Below are 17,364 nucleotides of genomic sequence, written 5' to 3' on the forward strand. Positions count from 1 at the left end.
ATTTTACTGGATGCCATCAGTTTACTGAATTGCGGTTACCATATTGCCATGAAACTGATATTACTCAACAAGCCCTTTAACGTGATGTGCCAGTTCTCACATCACCCTGACCGCCCTACGCTGGCGGCCTATGTGGACATTCCCAATATATATCCTGCAGGTCGTTTAGATGCAGATAGTGAGGGATTAATTTTACTCACCGATGACGGAAAACTGCAAAACCGCATCAGCCACCCTGCACACAAGCTACCCAAGACCTATCTGGTACAGGTTGAGGGTAGCCCCAGCCGTGAGCAACTGGAACAACTGCGGCAACCGCTGGACCTGGGTGACTTTATTACCCAGCCGTGCACCGTCAAGCACATCCATGAACCGGATTGGCTATGGCCACGCCAGCCGCCTATCCGGCAGCGCGCCCAGATCCCGACCAGTTGGCTATGCCTGATCCTGTCCGAGGGTAAAAACCGCCAGGTGCGACGTATGACAGCCGCCGTGGGACTGCCTACCCTGCGTCTGATACGTACCGGCATCGCGGGCTTCTCCTTAGAATCTCACCCGCTGTTGCCGGGCGAATGGCAGGAAGTCAAACTCACCTGATGCCGCGCAAATACCCACAACATGCAGCCCGCTACCGCAGATGATGCAGGAATTGAACTTTCCTGATTTTTTTGCGGTAGGATTACGTTTCAAATTTTTATGCAGACCAAGACAATGAATACAACTTTTCGTTTTGCAAAATCGTTTAGCCTCATCCTGGCAGGCTTATTTTTCTCTGGCCACGCGGCATATGCACAGACAAAACTGCCAGTGAAGCAGCTGTCTGCGGGCATGCACCTGATCCAGGCAGAAGTCGCAGCAAACGATGCAGATCGTCAACAGGGCCTGATGCTCAGGACAAAGATGGGCACCAACGAAGGCATGATTTTTGACTTCGGCGCACCGGCCGGTGTATGTATGTGGATGAAGAACACACTGATCCCGCTGTCTGTCGCCTTTATTGACGCAGAAGGAACGATAGTGAATATCGAGGATATGAAACCGCAGACGCTGGAATCCCATTGCGCCAAGAAAGTCGTGCATTACGCACTGGAAATGAATCAGGGCTGGTTTAAACAAAGAAATATTAAACCTGGCACCAAGATCGACGGTTTGCCACTGAAGTAAATCGGCTCAGGCAAGGGAAAGTCAGACTTTTCCTTGCCCCGGGTACGCCTGCAACAAAGCACATGCCTGACTGCAGGTAGACAATTTAATTTAAAAAAACAAAAAACCGCAAATAAATTTGCGGTTTTTTTCTTCCGTTCCTGCAATGTGCAGGAAAAACAGCTGGGTATTAAGCCAGTGCTTTCAGAGCGGATGCCAGACGGCTCTTATGACGAGCTGCCTTGTTTTTGTGGATGATCTTCTTGTCAGCGATACTGTCGATTTTAGAAACAGATGCCTGGAAGATTGTCGCAGCAGCAGCTTTATCGCCAGCTTCGATTGCTTTACGAACAGCCTTGATTGCAGTACGCAATGCAGAACGTTGGCTGGAGTTATGCGCGTTTTGTTTTACTGCTTGACGAGCACGTTTGCGTGCTTGTGCGGTATTTGCCATGAGATTTCCTAAACGTGGTCAAAGCGACGAGGTCAAAGCAAGTTGATCAAATGCCACGCCGCAAAATTCTATACAGCTTTGCAGTATAACGCGTTTTTTTTTCGTTAGCAAGCATCGCTGTGGTTTTGAGTGAATTGGTGATTATAAACTTTTTCCTGACTGTTTTCATCTGATTTCTCACTTTCTGTGCATGACAAAATAAGATGATTGCCTGATCATAGCGAGGTTTATACAAAATACTACTTCCCATCCCCCTGCCCGGAATAGCAAACATGGATCTCAATCCGATTTATCTGCAAGGTCAGCACATCAGTCTGGAACCATTGAACGAATCACATCTGAGTGACATTCGCGTCGCTGCTGCAGATGGCGAACTGTGGAAACTGTTTTTTACCTCGGTGCCACGCCCAGACCAGGTCTCGCAGTGGTTGGCCACTGCACTGGAAATGCAGCAGCAACAACGCGCACTGCCATTTGCCGTGCGCGATAACCTAAGCGGGAAAATCATAGGCTCTACCCGCTACTGCAATATCGAGCATGTGCATCAAAGGGTGGAAATCGGCTATACCTGGTACGCGCGCTCAGCCCAGCGCAGCGGCGTCAATACCGAATGCAAGCAACTGCTGCTCAGGCATGCATTTGAAGTCTGGCAGTGCATCGCCGTAGAATTCCGTACCGACTGGTTTAACCGCCGTTCTCAGGCTGCGATAGAAAGACTGGGAGCAAAGCGTGACGGCGTTCTGCGCAATCACATGATACTGCCGGATGGCCGGATTCGTGATACCGTGGTGTATAGCATCCTGCGCAATGAATGGCCGGGAGTCAGTCAGAATCTGCAATACATGCGACAACAATATGGAGAGTGATACGTGTTAATCGATTTTTTCTTTACGCTCAAAGACGCCAAAGTTCCGGTTTCGATCAAGGAATTTCTGGTACTGCTGGAAGCGTTGGAAAAAGGCCTGATCAGTCTGTCGCTGGATGATTTCTATTTTTTATCTCGCACCATCCTGGTTAAGGATGAAGCGCATTACGACAAGTTTGATCAGGCTTTCGGCAAATATTTCAAAGGGATAGATACCCTGTTTGAGAAATATCCTGAGATCCCGCTGGACTGGCTGCAAAAACGCATGCAGCGCGAACTCAGCGATGAGCAACGCGCAGCCATAGAAAAGTTTGGCTACGATAAGCTGATGGACAGGCTCAAAGAGCTACTGAAAGAACAAAAAGAAAGACATGAAGGCGGTAACCGCTGGATAGGCACCGGCGGCACCTCCCCATTCGGCAATGGTGGCACCAATCCGGAAGGCATACGCATAGGCGGTAAAGGCGGCAACCGCAGCGCAGTTAAAGTCTGGGAAGCGCGTAGCTTTAAAGACTATGATGAGCAGCGTGAACTCGGCACCCGCAACATCAAGGTAGCCTTGCGCAGACTGCGTAAGTTTGCACGGCACGGCGCTGAGGAAGAACTGGCACTCGACGCCACCATACGCGCCACCGCGAACAATGCAGGCTATCTGGACATACGAATGCAGCCTGAGCGCAAGAACAATATCAAAGTCCTTATGCTGTTGGACGTCGGCGGCACCATGGACGACCACATAGCGCAAACCGAAGAATTATTTTCCGCTGCAAAAACCGAATTCAAAAATATGGAGTTTTTCTATTTCCATAATTGCGTCTACGACTATCTGTGGAAAAACAACCGGCGCCGTCATGCCGAGAAATTCCCGACCTGGGACGTGCTGCGTAAATATCCGCCGGATACGAAAGTTATTTTTGTCGGTGACGCCACCATGAGCCCCTATGAAATCCTGCAGCCCGGTGGCTCGGTGGAGTACAACAATGAAGAAGCCGGTGCGGCCTGGATACAGCGTTTTACCCATACCTTCCCGAAAACCGTATGGCTGAATCCGGAACCGGAAGGTCTGTGGCAGTATCGGCAGTCTATCGCCATCATGCGCCAGCTGATCAGTGACCGCATGTTTCCTGTGACCTTAGACGGACTTGCGCGTGCGATGCGCTTACTCAGCAAATGAGCGCGCCATCCATAAAAAAACCGCAGCATGCAGGCTGCGGTTTTTTTTCGTTCAACGACAACTACATCATCATCACATGCGAATATCGGCGGGCGTCGGCGAGTATCGCCTCATTAATCGAGTTGCATGAACTTTCTGATTGTTTTCAATACCAGGCGGCGTGATAGCGGCTTCACCAGAAACCCCTCGCAGCGTACTTTGTGCCCTAAACCTAACTTGTATTCAAAGTGACGGTCGACCAGCAAGATCACCGCGGTTTTCAGCCCGCTATTTTGTCGCTTCAAGCCTTCGCATAAACGATAGGGATCCACATTGGGTGTCGAAGTATTGATCATGGTGAGCGCATGCTGATTATTTCCATCCAACAGCAATGCACTGCGCTCGTCGGAAGCAAGTGTGACCGGCACGCCGTAAGCATCCATGATACCAGCGACATATTCGCGGAAATGCATGTCTTTATCGACGATCAGTATCCCACCCTTCGCCATCGGTTGCTGGCGCATGCGCTCGTAGACAGCGGGCTCGGTCAGATCCAGATCCAGCCGTTTATGCCGGCGCCTTTCGTGAACAGACATCGCGCTATGAGCACTCAGCGTGGTTAATAACAGCTCACGCTTATCTATCATCGCATCCAGAATATCGAAAATTTTTCGCCAGCGTATAGGCTTAGGCATGACCTGATAAGGCAGGTCGATATCGGTTTTTCCGATCAGCAGCACCGGTTGCGCCTCGCCCGGATGCAGGTCAGATAAATCAGCGATGGCTTTCAATTCGCTGGAATTGACGATGTACATGTCCGGATCCTGGATACAGCCAGGTTTCAGACAGGAATAGCGATAGCCCTTCTCGCGTGCTACCGCCAGCACGGTGGAAAAGGTCTCTTCCTCCTTTGCAGAAAACCCAAGCAAGCGGATGGCAATCGTTGGAGTTTTTAGTGACATCGTTTATCCATCTACTCAATACAGCTACAATAGCTGCCAAAACCTGTGCAAGAATACATCGAAATGTGTACTGCAAACAAAAAAATTGCAAATTACCATCCACCATTTAACCAAAACAACAGTTTTTACTTCGCATGGCAACCAAAAAAAATACAGCAAGCACTGACTATAGCGAATCATCGATCCGGGTCCTGAAAGGACTGGAGCCGGTCAAACAACGTCCGGGTATGTACACGCGGACCGAAAATCCGCTGCACATCATCCAGGAAGTGATCGACAATGCTTCCGATGAAGCTCTGGGCGGTCATTGCAAAAATATTCAGGTGACCCTCAATGCAGACGGCAGCATCAGCGTGGAAGACGATGGCCGCGGCATTCCGGTCGGCCTGCATCCGGAAGAAGGGGTGCCTACCGTAGAAATCGTATTTACCCGTTTGCATGCAGGTGGCAAATTCGATAAGGGCTCAGGCGGCGCCTACGCTTTTTCGGGAGGTCTGCATGGTGTCGGCGTGTCAGTCACCAATGCGCTGTCTAAACGGCTGGAAATCACCGTCTGGCGCGAGGCTGGATTGCATCAGCTGACGTTTGCCGATGGCGATGTGATTGAGCCACTGCGCAGCCAGCCTATCCCGCGCGGTGACAAGAAAAACGGTACCCGCGTCTCGATCTGGCCAGATGCGAAATACTTCGATTCTGCCAATATCCCGCTCGGTGAATTGCAGCGTCTGTTGCGCTCCAAGGCGGTATTGCTGCCGGGCGTCAAAGTCACGCTGACGAATGCCAAAACCGGTGAATCCCTGGTCTGGCAATATGATCAGGGCTTACGCGGATACCTGACCGAAGCATTGGCGCAATCCTCGCATGGAGAACCGCTGATCCCGCTGTTCGAAGGCGAACAATTTGCCGGCTCAGACAATGAAGGCTTTGCAGAAGGCGAAGGCGCATCCTGGGTCGTGGCATGGACAGAAGAAGGCAATGTGGTGCGCGAATCCTACGTCAATCTGATCCCTACCCCGGCAGGTGGCACGCATGAATCCGGTTTGCGCGATGGCTTGTTCGGTGCAGTGAAGAGCTTTGCCGAAATGCATTCCCTGCTGCCAAAAGGCGTTAAATTGCTGCCGGAAGACGTGTTCGCACGGGTTTCCTTCGTGCTGTCCGCCAAAGTGCTGGACCCTCAATTCCAGGGGCAGATTAAAGAACGTCTTAATTCGCGCGATGCGGTGCGGCTGGTCTCTTCGTTCACCAAGCCACCGCTGGAACTCTGGCTGAATTCCCATGTGGAATACGGCAAAAAACTGGCTGAGCTGGTCATTAAACAGGCACAGTCGCGCCTGCGTTCGGCACAAAAAGTCGAAAAGAAAAAATCTTCCGGTGTTGCTGTGTTGCCGGGCAAGCTGACTGACTGCGAATCCAACGATATCACCCGTAATGAAATCTTCCTGGTGGAAGGTGACTCAGCTGGTGGTTCCGCCAAAATGGGACGCGATAAAGAGTTTCAGGCCATCTTGCCGCTGCGCGGTAAGGTCTTGAACTCCTGGGAATCGGAACGTGACCGCCTGTTTGCCAATAATGAGATTCACGATATCGCGGTTGCGATAGGCGTTGATCCGCATGGCCCAAATGATCAGCCTGATCTGTCCAATCTGCGTTACGGCAAAATCTGTATTCTGTCCGATGCGGACGTCGATGGTTCGCACATCCAGGTGCTGTTACTGACGCTGTTCTTCAAACACTTCCCGCAACTGATAGCACGTGGTCACATCTGTGTCGCCCGGCCACCGCTGTTCCGCGTTGATGCACCTGCACGTGGCAAAAAACCGGCACAGAAAATCTATGCGCTGGACGAAGGTGAACTGACCGCAATCGAAGACAAATTGCGCAAAGACGGCGTGAAAGACGGTGCCTGGAGCATCTCGCGCTTTAAAGGTCTGGGTGAAATGAACGCAGAACAATTGTGGGAAACCACCATGAATCCGGACACCCGCCGTCTGTTACCGGTAGCGCTGGGTGAGTTTGATCAGGATTTTTCTGAAGCCCGTTTCAATATGCTGATGGGTAAAGGTGAAGCCGCTGCGCGCCGCGCCTGGATAGAAGAGCATGGCAATGCAGTGGAAGCCGATATCTGATCCAGACTGAAGCTGAAATCTCTCCCGAACACAAGCATGTCACATGCCCGGCCTGCTCTCAGGCCAGGCTAACAACTAATAAGCAAAATCAGCCTATAAGCAGCTATGAGCGAACAAGCAAATTTATTTGAACAAGCCCCTCCCCCTGCGGATGGTGATGCACTGACGCTGGCGACTTTCGCCGAACGCGCCTATCTGGACTATGCGATTTCCGTCGTCAAAGGCCGCGCCTTACCGGATGTCTGTGATGGCCAGAAACCGGTACAGCGCCGCATCCTGTACGCAATGAATGAACTGGGATTGAACGCCAGTGCCAAACCTCGCAAGTCGGCAGCCGTGGTCGGCGATGTACTGGGTAAGCTGCATCCGCACGGTGATCAGTCGGTGTATGACGCACTGGTGCGTATGGCGCAAGACTTTTCGCTGCGCTACCCCCTGATTGATGGTCAGGGTAACTTCGGTTCGCGCGATGGCGACGGTGCAGCGGCGATGCGTTATACCGAAGCCCGTCTGACGCCGATTTCCCGCCTGCTGATGGATGAGATAGATGAAGGTACCGTTGACTTTCAGCCTAACTACGATGGAACTACGCAAGAACCTAAGTTACTGCCAGCGCGTCTGCCCTTTGTGCTGCTCAATGGCGCTTCCGGTATTGCAGTCGGTCTGGCGACCGAAATCCCTTCGCATAATCTGAGCGAAGTCGCCAAAGTCGCGGTGGCGCTGATCCGCAATCCTGGCATGCAACATGCGGAACTGATGGAGTTCATACCCGGCCCGGACTTCCCTGGTGGCGGGCAAATCATCACGCCAGCAGCCAGCATCGCAGAAATGTATGCCAGCGGTCGTGGCAGCATGAAAGTCAGGGCACGCTGGAAAATCGAAGACATGGCGCGCGGCCAATGGCAGGCGGTCGTGACGGAGCTGCCACCTGGCACCTCATCGCAGAAAGTATTGGAAGAAATAGAAGAACTCACCAATCCAAAAATCAAAACCGGTAAAAAGACTTTGTCGCCGGAACAGGTCTCGCTCAAACAAGTCATCCTGTCGGTACTCGATACTGTGCGCGATGAATCAGGCAAAGATGCGCCGGTGCGGCTGGTGTTTGAACCGAAATCCAAGAATCAGGATCAGACCGAGTTCATGCAAATGCTGCTGGCGCATACCTCGCTGGAAACCTCGGCATCGATGAATCTGGTGATGATAGGCGGCGATGGCCGTCCGCGTCAGAAGGGACTGATCGACATCCTGAATGAATGGATCGCGTTCCGCTTCACCACTGTGACCCGCCGCACCCAGTATCGCCTGAAAAAAGTCGACGACCGCATTCATATCCTGGAAGGACGCGAAGCTGTTCTGCTGAATATCGATGAGGTAATCCGCATCATCCGCGAATCGGATGAGCCCAAACCCGCGCTGATTCAGGCTTTCCGCCTGTCTGAGCGTCAGGCCGAAGACATCCTGGAAATCCGTCTGCGTCAGTTGGCGCGTTTGGAAGCCATCAAAATTCAGCAAGAGCTGGCTGAGCTGCGTAAAGAAAAAGCGACGCTGCACGACTTGCTGGACAATCCGGCGTCCATGAAAAAAATGCTGATCAAGGAAATCGAAAGCGATGCCAAACAGTTTGGCGATGCGCGCCGCACCCTGATCGAAGAAGCAGCCAAAGCCTCGGTCGAACAAAAAGTCGTGGATGAACCGGTCACCGTCGTCATTTCTGAAAAAGGCTGGGTACGTGCGCGTACCGGTCATGGCCATGACACTGCCCAATTCAGCTTCAAAGCAGGTGACAGTCTGTATGGCACCTTTGAATGCCGCACTGTGGACAATATGCTGGTATTTGGCTCCAATGGCCGTGTGTATTCGGTCGCTGTGTCCGCCCTGCCCGGCGCACGTGGGGATGGCGTACCGGTCACCACCCTGATCGATCTGGCGCCAGGCAGCAAAATTCTGCACTATTTTGCAGGCAATAATGAACAGGTGCTATTGATGGCATCCAGTGCAGGCTATGGTTTCACCGCCAAAGTCGGCGACATGGTGGGCAGAATGAAGGCAGGTAAAGCCTTTATGACGCTGGAAGACGGCGATGTTCCAATGCCGCCCGGCCCTGTCAGTGAAGATGCCAGCGCGATTGCCTGCTTGTCCGCCAATGGCAGACTGCTGGTCTTTGGTCTGGCTGAAATCAAGCAATTGTCCAGCGGTGGCCGTGGCGTGATCCTGATGGAGCTGGAAGACAAGGAGAGTCTGAGTGCAGTTCAGGTCATCAGTCAGAAAGGCCTCAAAGTCAGCGGTACCGGACGCGGCGGTAAAGCGCAGGAAGTCAGCCTGAGTGCGAATGCTTTGCTGGTGCACATCAATAAGCGTGCCCGTAAAGGCAAAGTGCTGGAATCGAAAATCAAGCCGCTTAGCCTGCAACGCATCAGCTAAGGCCTGAATTACGTATCTGGCACTGAAGTAAAAAAGCCCGGAACCAGTTGAAGATTCCGGGCTTTTGCCTTTAAGCATCTGCTTTATGCCAGCGTAATACGGTTGCGACCTTCCTGTTTAGACACATACATGGCGGTATCCGCCACATCAAATAACTGATCGGGATCGGTCGCTTTTTCCATATCTGCCACACCGGCAGAGAAAGTGACAGAAAACTCCACTTCTTCTGAATGTTGGCTGACTTTGGAAAATGCCAGTCTGACCTGATCCAGCACGCGTCTGGCGGTACTGGCCGTGGTATCAGGGAAAATCACGGCGAATTCCTCGCCACCATAGCGTCCAACAATGTCAGTACGACGCAAGCGCTGACGCAGTATCCTGGCCAGTGTGCGTAAGACCTGATCACCGGTGGCATGACCGTAGCTGTCATTAATCTTCTTAAAATTATCCAGATCTATCATGGCCAGCGCCAGCGGCGCGCCATTTCTGTGTGCCTGCAATACCTCAGCTTCCAGCTGCTCTTTAATCGCAGTATGGTTCAGCAAGCCAGTTAAACCGTCGCGCATGATGAGAGCACGTAGCGAACGATAACGCTCAGCGCGGGTAGCCAAGGACGAGACCAGATATTCAGGAGGTACCGGTTTAGTGATGAAATCATCGGCACCTGCCTTAACGGCATCAAGCTGCTTGTTCACATCGGCTTCGCTCGATAAAAATACGATAGGCACATCGACATATGAATTATCCTGACGTATCAGACGCGACAGCTCAACGCCGCTGCAGACCGGCATATACACGTCCAGCAGTAATAGCTCGGGACGGAAGTCCGTCATCACGGCAAGTACCTGCGTCGGATCATTGAGCAAACGCACATTCATGCCGGCGTCACGCAATATGGCGCCGTAAAATTTGGCAGTAACGACATCGTCATCAATGATCAATACGCGATAACCATTGCTCTGATCACGCTGGGAAATGGTATCGATGCGCTCGGTCAGCGCCACAACATCAACCGGCTTAGTAAAGTAACCGTCGCCCTTGGCGCGCACGGCCAGTAAGCGCGACTCAAAACTGCTGTTTTTAGAGACAAAAATAGTCGGGATGCGCAAGCGCTGCAATTGCTCGATACGCTTGATTTCATCGACACCGGCATTCTTTCCTTCCGGGAAGCTGAGTTCGATGACGATCACGTCCGGACGTCGCGTCGCGATTGCCAGTGCCAGATCCTTCAAATGCGGGATACGTTTGACTTCATAGCCAAAATGCTCAAGCTGAAAAGTGATGGCTTCTTGCTGTGCCTCATCTTCATCCACCAGGTAAATCAGACGGGTTTCGTTCAAGGCATCTTCCGCAGGTGTCAGTTCCGCCATGAGCTCACTCTCATGATCAGGTGCCTGCTTCAAACCATCTACCGCATGTGTGAAATAGTGGCGTAACTCGGTTGCCAGGCCCTGCACTTCCTCTGTAGTCCAGCCAGGATTCGCAAGCCAGGGTTTGATGCGGGACTCAAAGGCTCTGGCCTGCAAACCCAGTTCAGAAAAACCAAAGGTCCCGGCCGATCCGGCCATAGTATGCAAATGCCGGTGCAATACGATCAGGGCATCTTTGTTATCAGGATGCGCAGCAAAATCATTGAGTGCAGCGATGATTTCTTCACATTTACCTGGCAATTTTTGCAGGAATACAGCTTCTAAAGCACGTAACTTTTCCAGCAAGCTGTCATTTTTACTATTCATTTACACTCTTTCAAGCCACAACTTATTCACTTGAGCCGACAGTTCCATAGGATCAAAGGGCTTGGCAATCACACCTATCGCACCCAGAGAGCGGTAAAACTCCAGCTCAGAAGACTGCACTTTAGCCGTCATAAAAACCACAGGCGTATTAGCAGTCGCTGGAATTTTGCGCAATTCGGTCAAGGTAGTGGGGCCATCCATGTTTGGCATCATCACATCCAGCAACAATAAATCGGGGGTATACCCATCTCTCACAACAGTGAGCGCCAGCGCGCCGGAACTGCAGGTTTTCAAGGCGAAACCACCTACTACCTCCAGAGATATCTGTGCAACCGTCTGAATATCCGGATCGTCTTCTACATACAAAATATGATGAAGGCTTACTGCTGTCATTGTCACTCCTGTTGAATACTTCAGTTGATTGGTTCGGTTGATTACTTCGGTTTGATCGGTTCAGGATAATTCAAGATTGTGGCTAAAACAATTAAATTTCCTGATTACGTTTCATCAGAGCTGGCACTGTCCGCATTAAACTACGCGGACGGACTTGGAGTATCCACACTGCACACAAAGTCATTTTGTGTGGCGCTCATTTTAAATAAGGTGTACCGCACAATCTTTGCGCCAGCACAGTCCGGCGCAGGAATAAAGCCTCTTATCTAAACGCAAGAAATCCCTGCGGCCGGCAGCATAGCCTCAGCCGGCTATTTGAGCGAAAAATCGACCCGTGCCGCTGTGCCCTTATCCTTAAGATCATCCGCCTTGAGTTTAGGGGCGATCAGGAACAGGCGTTCGCGTGGTACCCCGGCAACATCTTCCAGGTAATCACGTACCAGATCGGCACGTTTTTGTGCCAGTTCACGCATATCCTCTTCGTCTATCGCTGTATGGCGTATCAGCATCGCTTCCATCTCTGCGGCAGGCAGCGCTTTATTCAGGCCCAGCACATTCTTCGGCTTTGCGAATTTGGCTGCCTCATACAAAGCCTGCAGATAGCGCTGACGCTCGGCTGTATCCAGACTGACTTCACTGAGTTTAACGGACTTATCTTTTTTCAATCCATCGCGCCACTTTGCTTCTTGCAGGCGTGCTGCCAGCTTACGGCTGCGCACACCGGCGGCATCAGTTTCAGGATCGATCCGGCCTATGATGTCCAGCTTGAGTGCCTGGCGGTTCATGAGCGCTTTGGCCAGCTGGTCCAGCTTCGCTGTCATCGTTGGTGTCAGCTGTGCCGCACCTGCCTCAAATTCCACATAAGCGAGTTCTTCCCCGCCGCCAAACATAGAACCGAGCAATGCAAATGGTGACGTCACGGCTTTGGTGAGCACATTAACAAACACCTTCATGATAATGCTGCCGACCGAGAACTGCGGATCAGATAAAGAGCCGGAAATCGGCAGATTAATCGCGATACGGCCATCATTGTCACGCAATAAGGCGACTGCCAGCATCACAGGTAAGCGAGTGGCACTGGGGCTCTCGACACGTTCACCAAAAGTCAGCTGATCCAGCGTGACCCCATTATCCGCTTTCAATTGCTGGTTTTCTATGCGATAGCTGACTTGCATAGACAGCTTGCCTTTGTCGATCACATAACCCGCATACTTAGCGGCATACGGGGTCAGGCGGGTCAGTTCTATCCCATTGGCGCTGCCTTTAATATCGAGGAATACCGGCTCAGACAAGGGATTAAGCGTGCCGGAAATCAGTAGCGGCGCATCATCATCGACCTTGCCATTTAACTCCACCGTGGCAGCCTGCGGATTATCGGATGCCAGCGCACCGATATTGCCGGAAATGCCAGTCAGATTGGCTTTGTAATTCGGCTTGATGAAGTTATCGGTAAAATTGACATTCCCGCCGCGTATCGCAATTTGCCCTATCCGTATCACTGGCTTGACTGTGGACTTAGCCGCGGCTTTTGCGGGCTGAGCGGCAACTGTTGGAAGCTGTGTCGGTGCAGCGACGCTGGCTGCAGCAGCTACCACTGGCGTAACGCCTTCTGCTGAGGGTGGAGCGGTTTTCTGCACCACGATATTCTGCAAATTCAGCTTACCCTGCTCCGACAAAACCGCTCTGGCGTAGAAATCTTTCAGGCTGAGTTGCTTCATATCGACGATCTGCTTGTCCGGCGTCAGGCTCACACTCAAGCCATCAAACATAATCGTTTTCCAGTCCAGGAAATCCTGATCCGAACCATTCTCAACAATCTGGAAATCGCTGAATCCCAGTCTGCCCTGATAATGAATTTCCGTTTGCGGTTCCAGCACCCGCGCCAGCTGCAGCTTACCCTTGGCACTGGCCACCCCTTGTGTGATTTCCACATTCAGCAATGAAGAGAAATATGGATACAAACCTGCCACTGGCAAGCCCTGCGCCTCCAGCTCCAGCTTGATCTGCGCCAGTTGCGCTGTGCTGTTGCCATTCAGTTTCAGGCTACCCTTGCGGTTCAGCCGGGATTGCAACTGAAATTGCATGGCATTGGCTAAATCGCTGCGCCAGCCCTGCACTTGCAGATTGAGATTTTCTGTCGTGAGTTTAACCGCAGGGCTCACCGAGCTATCCTGGAATTGCAAAGCAGCGTTTTCCAGCTGTATCCGGCCCGCTGCCAGCTTCCAGGCTGCGGCAGGTGCAGCGCTGCTTTGCGTAGTATTGCCCTCTGCCTGTGACGGCACCAGCCAGTTTTGAAATCCACTGGCGAGCTCTTTGCTGCGGCGCAGATCTGTATTCAAAGCTTGCAAACGTATCGCATCCACGCTCAGTTCACGCTTGCCAGTATCGAGCGCAAGCTGTTCCAGGCGCAAGGACTGCAAAGCGATGCTGCCATCTTCTTTTTTACCCGCGATCTGAAAACGGCTGAGTTCGGCATCCATCGCCGATAAAGACAATACGCCTTGTTGCCATGCGACCTGAGTCTGGGCCTTGAGTTCGCCCCGTACTGTGGCTTTCAGATAGGGGCTGATGAAACCCTGATAGTGTTCCAGCGCCAGTTGATCGACGCTGAGCTTGCCGTTCAATGCGGCGCTTAAAGGCTGCAATTGCGCCTCCAGCTGCAGGCTCTCACCGCTACTGCCTTTCAGCTGCAGATTGACCTTCGCCGCTGCCGCATCTTTGTGTGTGGATAAGCCCTGAGCCTGCAAGCTGATCTGACTGAAATCCAATGCCTGCTCAGTCGTGCTGTGCAGACTGTCGCGAATATGTAGCTGGCCTTCGTCTATCGCGAGTTGATGCAATACGATCGCTGGCAGCGAGGTGGGCTGAGATGCTACAGCATCTGATTTTGCAGACTTAGTTGCAGACTTAGTTGTAGACTTCTGTGCAGACAGCGTTGCGGCACCGCTCTGCGTCAGATTGGCCCAGTTTAAGCCCTGCTTTTTATCCATCGTCAGCCAGACTTGCGGACCTTTCAGTTGCAGCCTGATGATGTCTGCCGACATTTTTTGCAGATCGAACTGACGGATTTCAGTGTTTACCGCTTCCAGCTGTAATAAATCAGCACCCGCCTTATCCTGTAATTTGAGCTGACGCAGGCCCAGCTCGCCGGATAACAGGATTTGCGCATGCGCCTGTTGTTTGAAACTCAGATCCAGCCGGGTATCGAGTAAAGCAGAGTTCAGTTGCACCGGCAGTGCCACCGGCAGATAAGGGACGAGCTGTGCCAGATCCAGTGCATGCAAATCGATAGCGAGGCTGGTATCCAGATCTTTGGTAAATGGCTTGGCGCGCGCTTTCAGGTCTATTGGCGCCCCATTCAGTTTTGCCTGGAATTTTGGTTCTACAAAGCTGTCTATCGCTTTTGGAAAATTCGACACAAAGGGCACACCGATAGCGATATCGCTGAGTACAAATTGCTTGCTCAGTACGCGATCATTGAGCTGTATGCGGCCACCCTGGATCTGTATATTGCTGATCGCAAAACGTGTCTCTGCATCGCTTTTAGGCTGAGCCGCGAGTTTATTAAGAATATCGGAAAAATTGTAGACACCCGCTTCACCGGCGCTCTCGCGTACCAGAAAAATTTCCGGTTGCTCGAGCAGGATTTCATCGATCACTGCTGCACGATGAAATAAGGAAGTGACAGACAGGTTCAGTTTTACCTTGCGCAGACTCAGCGCGGTGCTCTTCTGGTCCGCCTCAAATAATCTGACCCCCTCTGCCGTTACGGCTAACTGCAAAGGGGAAAAGCTGAGTTGATCAAGTTCCAGCTTACGTCCTGTGTGTTGCTGGGTTTGTTCTATCAGCAGCGTTTTGAGCCAGCCTGGCACCAACAGCCAGCTAAGCACCATACTCAGTAGCAGTAAGGCAGCCAGGCCGCTTATCCAGCGCCCTGTTTTTTCACGTGTGAAAAATTTGCGAAACTGAAACATGTTATCAACCTTTTTGAGTACAGATCAGTGCGTGCTCCGACGCACTGGTATGGGACGATGAAACGGGATAAAGAGCGCGGTCATGATGTCGTGCTGCTTTGGCAGGACACAAAACATCCAGACCTGATATCTCAGACAAAAACAGCAAGCGCAAGTATGTGATCAAAACCGTCATCAATACAGCTATCAGGAGCAAACAGGATGGGCGCGGCACACTTCATTTAAAGACAATGGCACTCTTGAGTCTTCAGGACATCATTATACGTTGAACAAAAACAAACCCCGCCGTAGCGGGGTTAAAAAAATGTGTCTTAAGGAAATTATTGTAACTGACCACGAAAAACTTTTTCCCGAAGGAAATTTCCACCTATAAAGTAAGCCAGATCAGCCGGTCGTGCGATATCCCAGATGGCAAAATCGGCTGACAGGCCGACTTCCAGCCGTCCGGTTTCCTGCGCCAGACCCAGTGCGCGTGCCGCATGGCAAGTCACGCCTTGCAAGGCTTCCAGTGGTGTCATGCGGAATAAGGTGCAGGCCATATTCATGGTCAGTAACAGCGAGGTCATGGGCGAGGTGCCCGGATTGCAATCGGTCGCCAGCGCGATTGGCACCCCGGCAGCACGCAAGGCAGCGACCGGTGGCAACTGGGTTTCCCGTAAAAAGTAAAACGCGCCTGGCAGTAATACAGCAACCGTACCGGCACTGGCCATCGCGGCTATCCCCTGTTGCGACAGATACTCCAGATGGTCGGCAGATAAGCCTTGATAACGCGCCGTCAATGCCGCACCCTGCTGGTCAGATAATTGTTCAGCATGCAGTTTGACCGGTAAGCCCAATGCTTGCGCAGCCTGAAATACGCGCTCAGTCTGGGCCGCAGAAAATCCGATTTTTTCGCAAAACGCATCGACTGCATCGATCAAGCCTTCGGCGGCCAGCGCCGGCATCATTTCTTCGCATACCACGCGCAGATAGTCATCGCTGCGTCCGGCAAATTCCGGCGGCACCGCATGCGCCCCCAGAAACGTGGTGCTGACCCGCACCGGATACGTGGCAGCTATCCGTCTGGCGACGCGCAGTATGCGCGCCTCGGATGCCAGATCCAGACCATAGCCCGATTTAATTTCCAGCGTGGTCACGCCTTCTTTGAGCAAGCTGTGCAGACGTGGCAAGGTGGCTGCCAATAACTCTTCTTCGCTGGCAGCACGGGTAGCGCGCACGGTAGCAACAATGCCGCCACCCTGGCGCGCGATGTCTTCATAGGCAACACCATTCAGGCGCGCCTCAAATTCATTGCTGCGATTTCCTGCATACACCAGATGGGTATGGCTATCGATCAGCCCCGGTGTCATCCAGGCACCACCCGCATCCTGCACGGTGCTGGCTTGCCAGTCAGACGGCAAATCGGCCTGTGGTCCCAGCCAGGCAATACGACCATCTTTGACTGCAATCGCAGCATCGCAGATTTCACCATATCCATCGCGCATCGTGGCCAGATGCACATTCAGCCAGCAGCTATCCCATTGCATCAGCTTAATCCTGTCACTAGAAAATGTATGCGGATCAGATACAGTTCCGCCTGTTCTGCCGCTTCAATCGTGAAGCGTATACCTGCATGTTCCGTACCTTCTTCGAACAGGCACAAATCACTGGCCTGCAACAGACTGCCATTGTCCAGTCTGGCTTCGCCGCGCGCACAAAACAGCAAGACCTGCTGTGCATCCTGTGCCGAGATCACATGCTGACCAGCGCCCAGCCTTTGCATATGGTGGGTGCAGGTGTCACGCCGTGTCATCATATTCAAATCCAGCACCGTCTCGCCATCCAGCAGCTCAGCAAACACCGGCATTTCACCGGCAAAGCGGTAAGGCTGGCTGTCACGGGTCAGCGTGACACTGGCCGCATGCTGGCTCTCACTATCGCATTGCATGATCAGACCCTGACCGGATAACACAGCCAGCGTACGGTCTATGCGCGCAAAATGAGAAAACGGACCGGCACTGCTGACGCTGGCTGTGCTCAGACGCCAGATAAACTGATCGAGACCAGCCTGCTCAGGAAATACCGCAAGTTCTGTGGTTGAACCGCCGCCATTCTTCCAGGGCATGGTGTGATAATCGTGCAAAGTCCAGTGACGCAT

Annotated in this window: 14 protein-coding genes; 6 read left to right on the forward strand and 8 right to left on the reverse strand. The window is 52.3% G+C overall.

Features of this window, described 5'->3' with window-relative positions:
- Positions 1 to 48: 48 nt before the first annotated feature.
- Positions 49 to 597: a pseudouridine synthase gene (locus tag H8K43_RS08645; protein ID WP_186903469.1), complete on the forward strand. Its 549-nt coding sequence runs from the start codon at positions 49 to 51 to the stop codon at positions 595 to 597.
- Between the two features lie 114 nt (positions 598 to 711).
- Positions 712 to 1,164, forward strand: a complete 453-nt coding sequence (locus H8K43_RS08650) for a DUF192 domain-containing protein (protein ID WP_329604496.1) — start codon at positions 712 to 714, stop codon at positions 1,162 to 1,164.
- A 169-nt stretch (positions 1,165 to 1,333) separates the two neighbouring features.
- On the opposite strand, the gene rpsT is transcribed toward H8K43_RS08650, so the two are convergent.
- The gene (gene rpsT, locus H8K43_RS08655) at positions 1,334 to 1,597 is read right to left on the reverse strand and encodes a 30S ribosomal protein S20 (RefSeq protein WP_162021168.1); all 264 of its coding nucleotides are present in this window, start codon (positions 1,595 to 1,597) and stop codon (positions 1,334 to 1,336) included.
- 46 nt (positions 1,598 to 1,643) lie between these two features.
- Positions 1,644 to 1,871, reverse strand: a complete 228-nt coding sequence (locus tag H8K43_RS08660) for a hypothetical protein (RefSeq protein WP_186903471.1) — start codon at positions 1,869 to 1,871, stop codon at positions 1,644 to 1,646.
- On the opposite strand from H8K43_RS08660, the gene H8K43_RS08665 reads away from it, so the two are divergent.
- Together H8K43_RS08665 and H8K43_RS08670 are read left to right on the forward strand one after the other, a co-directional pair.
- Positions 1,870 to 2,463 (forward strand): GNAT family N-acetyltransferase, encoded by a 594-nt coding sequence (locus H8K43_RS08665; RefSeq protein ID WP_186903472.1) that lies wholly within the window; start codon positions 1,870 to 1,872, stop codon positions 2,461 to 2,463. The genes H8K43_RS08660 and H8K43_RS08665 overlap by 2 nt on opposite strands.
- Before the next feature lie 3 nt (positions 2,464 to 2,466).
- Entirely contained in the window at positions 2,467 to 3,636 is a 1,170-nt protein-coding gene (locus H8K43_RS08670; protein ID WP_186903473.1) for a vWA domain-containing protein, read from the forward strand.
- Between the two features lie 113 nt (positions 3,637 to 3,749).
- On the opposite strand, the gene H8K43_RS08675 is transcribed toward H8K43_RS08670, so the two are convergent.
- On the reverse strand, positions 3,750 to 4,577 hold the full coding sequence (locus H8K43_RS08675) for a PleD family two-component system response regulator (protein WP_186903474.1): 828 nt from the start codon (positions 4,575 to 4,577) through the stop codon (positions 3,750 to 3,752).
- Positions 4,578 to 4,711: 134 nt separating this feature from the next.
- Between H8K43_RS08675 and H8K43_RS08680 the strand changes: the two genes are divergently transcribed.
- Positions 4,712 to 6,703 (forward strand): DNA topoisomerase IV subunit B, encoded by a 1,992-nt coding sequence (locus H8K43_RS08680; RefSeq protein ID WP_186903475.1) that lies wholly within the window; start codon positions 4,712 to 4,714, stop codon positions 6,701 to 6,703.
- Positions 6,704 to 6,808: 105 nt separating this feature from the next.
- On the forward strand, positions 6,809 to 9,124 hold the full coding sequence (gene parC, locus H8K43_RS08685; RefSeq protein ID WP_186903476.1) for a DNA topoisomerase IV subunit A: 2,316 nt from the start codon (positions 6,809 to 6,811) through the stop codon (positions 9,122 to 9,124).
- Positions 9,125 to 9,207: 83 nt separating this feature from the next.
- Here parC and H8K43_RS08690 read toward each other — a convergent pair whose 3' ends face one another.
- From H8K43_RS08690 to H8K43_RS08710, 5 genes are all read right to left on the reverse strand, one after another.
- Positions 9,208 to 10,860 carry a GGDEF domain-containing response regulator gene (locus H8K43_RS08690; RefSeq protein ID WP_186903477.1) on the reverse strand — a complete coding sequence of 551 codons (1,653 nt, stop codon included), beginning with the start codon at positions 10,858 to 10,860 and terminating at the stop codon, positions 9,208 to 9,210.
- Complete coding sequence (locus tag H8K43_RS08695; RefSeq protein ID WP_186903478.1) at positions 10,861 to 11,253, reverse strand: response regulator; 393 nt, start codon at positions 11,251 to 11,253, stop codon at positions 10,861 to 10,863.
- 311 nt (positions 11,254 to 11,564) lie between these two features.
- Positions 11,565 to 15,227: a DUF748 domain-containing protein gene (locus tag H8K43_RS08700; protein ID WP_186903479.1), complete on the reverse strand. Its 3,663-nt coding sequence runs from the start codon at positions 15,225 to 15,227 to the stop codon at positions 11,565 to 11,567.
- A 320-nt stretch (positions 15,228 to 15,547) separates the two neighbouring features.
- The gene (gene hutI / locus H8K43_RS08705; protein ID WP_222610998.1) at positions 15,548 to 16,753 is read right to left on the reverse strand and encodes an imidazolonepropionase; all 1,206 of its coding nucleotides are present in this window, start codon (positions 16,751 to 16,753) and stop codon (positions 15,548 to 15,550) included.
- Entirely contained in the window at positions 16,753 to 17,364 is a 612-nt protein-coding gene (locus tag H8K43_RS08710) for a HutD/Ves family protein (protein ID WP_186903480.1), read from the reverse strand. Before H8K43_RS08710 ends, hutI begins: the two co-directional genes overlap by 1 nt.

This window comes from Cognatundibacterium curvum, assembly GCF_014284235.1.
Classification (GTDB): Bacteria; Pseudomonadota; Gammaproteobacteria; order Burkholderiales; family Burkholderiaceae_D; genus Undibacterium; species Undibacterium curvum.